Consider the following 3,760-nt stretch of genomic DNA (forward strand, 5'->3'; position numbering starts at 1 on the left):
CTCGCTGGCGGCCTCAACCTCAAACTCCTCGATGTGACGAGATACAAACGTCACTCGATACATTGGCAACTCTATTGCCACCTCCGTTGTTTTGTTCTGGGTTCGCCCCTCCACCCGGCGCTCGAAGCACGGACTCGAACCGCGAGCCTCCATGGGGTGATCAGTCCCGTTTCAGCCGTTCCACCTGAACCTTCGAGCGCCCGGCGCAGGGGCGCGCCCTGCGCAGTCTCTAGGGCTGACAAAGGGAGGTCGCCCACCATTTCGGCGGGCCTTGGTGCCGGCTGTTTTCGGACGCTACCATGGCGTCCAGCGCACAACCGGCGAAGCGACCATGCCATAGCATGCCACAGCCCGCCTCACCAAACCATTCCAAACCCTGCCCCACCGAAGCTTGCCGTACCACGCCCGGCCATGAACGCTGGAGCGACCTTCGCCGCCCCGACGCGCCTCCAAGACACTTTGGAGACACGTCGCGGAAGCGAAGCCTCCGCACGGAATCATCACTCCGAATCATCATCCAGGACCTTGTATTCTATAACTTGGAATCGACCAAACATTGGCCGGTAATCTCCGATTCCAACCAACCTCCCTGCTTGAACCAGTAGATCGTAGAGTAGGTCGGGGTTAACATATTCCGGTAACAAGCATTCGATCTGAAACTCGACTTCCCATCCCGGTAACAATGCCGGGCGAACTCGGGTAACTCCTGCCCGTTGCACCAGAACACGACGTCTATCGAGAAAGTCCGGCTGTGTTTTTCCTGTTGAAGCCAGCCATGGTGTTACTACAAAGGATGCTTTTGCTAGATCGGACATCGACTTTCTTGGTGAGCGAGGATCCTGCTTGAACTTCGCCGCGTTCACGAGCGCTTGATGCAGGTAAACGCCGGGGATGCAGATTTCGCCGTCTTCGTTCCGATAAAGGTAAGTTTCCCAGTTGTCTGTCTTCTTCATCGCGCTGCCCTTTGCGGCCTGCGCTTTCGCTTCCACATCTTCACAGTCCCAACGATGGAATAGAATAGGTGATGCGCCCCGAAGCCGTACCGCCGTCCGATACGGCGTCGCGAAACGGACATTGTCTCCGTCCACCGTGTAGCCTATAATGGTGCTGGCAACCGACATTCACGATTCACCCTTTCACTTGAGTTTGAGTGGGAGCGGCGCGGGAACGCCGCTCTTTTGTTGTGCCCGGTGATTTCAGACACTACCGTGGTGTCCAGCGCTCACCGGAAAGCGGCCATGCCAAGCCTCGCCAAACCTCACCTCAGCCTGCCATACCCTACCGAGCCACACCGTGCCATACCCAACCAGACCGTGCCTCGTCTTGATTTTTCCGCCTGAACCGAGTCGGACGGATATGGTCCCGAACTGTTTTGGACTGCTACCAGGGCAATCTGCGCACAGTCCGGGGAAGCGCCCATGCCATGCCTTGCCTAACCCGACCCCGCCATGCCTGACCCCGCCTCACCTGACCCTGCCCTTAATTAGGGCGACTTGTTCGCCGCCCCACCTCGCCCCCGAACTTTCGGGAGCGCGGCGCGGAGGCGAACTCCGCGTTTAAGCCGTCTGCTCCGCCGTTTCACCGCCCCCCAGAGCCTGCGATTGCGTTTCCGTGTAATACTCGTTGGCCGTAACTTTTGCTCGCCGTGCAGCTTCCTCAATTTGCTGTTTCATTTGTCGAACAGCTACATATTCCACGGGCGATAGACGTCGCACCGTTTTGGGTTTTGCGAGCGTGCTCCAAACTTGTGCTCCGTTCACTTGTTTTTCGAGGGTCAATTCGACAACGCGCCCCGAAACCGGAAGCCCTTCGTATGCGCATGCGGCCACGAACGCATCCCAAACTCGCAAACTCGTCGGTGGCAACGAAACCACGGCTGGCAAGTCATGCCCTTCTTCGAGCAAGTAGATCCGACGCAATTCTTTACAGATTTTGCCTCTACCGTTTGGTCCGGAACCCCAAGCATTAAATGGACATTTTGCACATTCTCGACTGACCCGTTCTCCATCTTCATTGATGAAGAACCCCGTCTTTCCGTCCAAAGAGGAGCAAATCGGACGTTCCAGTCCTTCCACAAAGTAAGCTCGAATCGCGTGAAAGTAGATCGGGATTCCCACGAGCGTCTTCTTGGTCTCATCAGTTGCCTCGTTCTGCCAAACTTGAGCCGGATGTACGATAGAGTACCTAACTGCCGTGGGCTCGACCTGCTGAACCTCTTCCGAAAGATCCTGCCCGATCATCTCCGCATATGTTTCAAGCGAAACGCCCTGCTCGATCAGCGCCTGCGCCTCTTGTTCTGTGAGACCGAGTTTTCCCAACAACTGCGGATCGTACGTCATCACTTGATTTTCCATCCTTCATTCCTCCCCTTGTCATGCCGTTTGGGTTTCCATCGAAAGCTCATCGTGCTGAGCTTCTGCAACGTAGTACATGTCTTGCCAGTTCTCCAATTGCAGGCATGCTGCTCTGAACGGACAACCTCCAAAATCGCTGCAAGCCTGCGGATTCCGGCGAATGACACCAAGGCGTTTCTCGAACAACCTCGTTTGCACCTCAGCCCAGAGTTCGCGCCGTGTGAGTTCGAGCTGAGCTTCGTCGCGAACCACCAGATCCTCCGCAAGCAGTCGGTCGCTTTCCTGGGTGTACATCGCCTCCAGTCTGTCTCGATACTCATCCAGCGTTTCTCCGCGACGTGGCTCGGTTCGAGTCTTCACGATAACTCGAATCAAGGAACCTTCAATTGGAATCCCAAGCGCTTCGCGGGCCGCCATGGTGTAGTAACTTACTTGTGAGTCCAGTCCATATCTCATTCTGAATTGTTCCAGGTTCTGGCCGGTCGTCTTGTACTCCGCAATCCAATATCGACCACCCGGAGTTTTCACAACCAAATCAATCTTTCCAGCCAGTCGAAACGTTCGACTTGCACGCCCGGTCTGCGGATTGATGATCGGAACAGAAAACTCATGTTCAACGACAACGGGCTCGTACTTTGGAAAGCGCCTGATTGCGGCCCTTACCATGACTTCAACCTGAACCGACTTCACAGGCAGTTTTTCGAGCTCAACCGGATCTTCAATGCGGGCTGCGACTTCGTTCAACCGCGCCAATGCCGTTGCAACAACTTCCTCTTCAGACTGACCTCTATTCCAAGCTTCCATGGCTGCGTGAAACGCACTTCCAATATCTAACGACCACTGGATTTGTCGAGGCCGTAAGCGTAGTTCGTAATGAAGATGTTCACGCATTGCGCATCTCGCTCGTGTACTGATTCTGCTGTATGTGAGAATTTCCACGGGATTTTCCTCCCTTCCCCTTGTCAAGCCCAGAGTGCCGTGCTATCATCTGTGGTGGCGTTTGACTTACTGCCTGCTCTCGTCAGGCGCTCTCTTTTTCTGCCTCGTTCTCGTCCAACCCAATGATCTCCATCGACTCCCAACATTCCGGGCAAAACCAAGAACCCTCGTCCAGAACCGCCGTCTCCTCGTCGATCACGTCGCCGCAGCACTCACAGGTCAACGTCTCGTCTTCGTCGAACCATTCGCCTTCGTCGTGGAGGCCCCAAAGTGCCGCGTCTTCTTCGGGGGTCATCAGCTTCCATGTGTCATAGCCAAGCCCAGAAAGCTCGCTCATGCTACCTCAACCTCCTGGCACAACGCTTCGAGATCCGCCACCGTGTATCGCGCGCGATCCGGGTCGTTCCGGTCGGCGTCGCACAACTTGGAGATGATGTCCTCATACTGCATGGTTCGTTGCCTCCTTC

The 3,760-nt window shown here is 55.6% G+C and carries 4 protein-coding genes; all 4 read right to left on the reverse strand.

What is annotated here, in order from left to right:
- Positions 1 to 500: 500 nt before the first annotated feature.
- Entirely contained in the window at positions 501 to 1,121 is a 621-nt protein-coding gene (locus tag AC27E8_RS00460; RefSeq protein ID WP_487097477.1) for a hypothetical protein, read from the reverse strand.
- Between the two features lie 435 nt (positions 1,122 to 1,556).
- Positions 1,557 to 2,354, reverse strand: a complete 798-nt coding sequence (locus AC27E8_RS00465) for a hypothetical protein (protein WP_487097476.1) — start codon at positions 2,352 to 2,354, stop codon at positions 1,557 to 1,559.
- 18 nt (positions 2,355 to 2,372) lie between these two features.
- On the reverse strand, positions 2,373 to 3,293 hold the full coding sequence (locus AC27E8_RS00470; RefSeq protein WP_487097474.1) for a PD-(D/E)XK nuclease family protein: 921 nt from the start codon (positions 3,291 to 3,293) through the stop codon (positions 2,373 to 2,375).
- Between the two features lie 82 nt (positions 3,294 to 3,375).
- Positions 3,376 to 3,630, reverse strand: coding sequence for a hypothetical protein (locus AC27E8_RS00475; protein ID WP_487097472.1), 255 nt, complete (start codon positions 3,628 to 3,630; stop codon positions 3,376 to 3,378).
- Positions 3,631 to 3,760: the final 130 nt, after the last annotated feature.

The sequence above is a fragment of the Alicyclobacillus sp. CIJ1 genome (assembly GCF_057538885.1).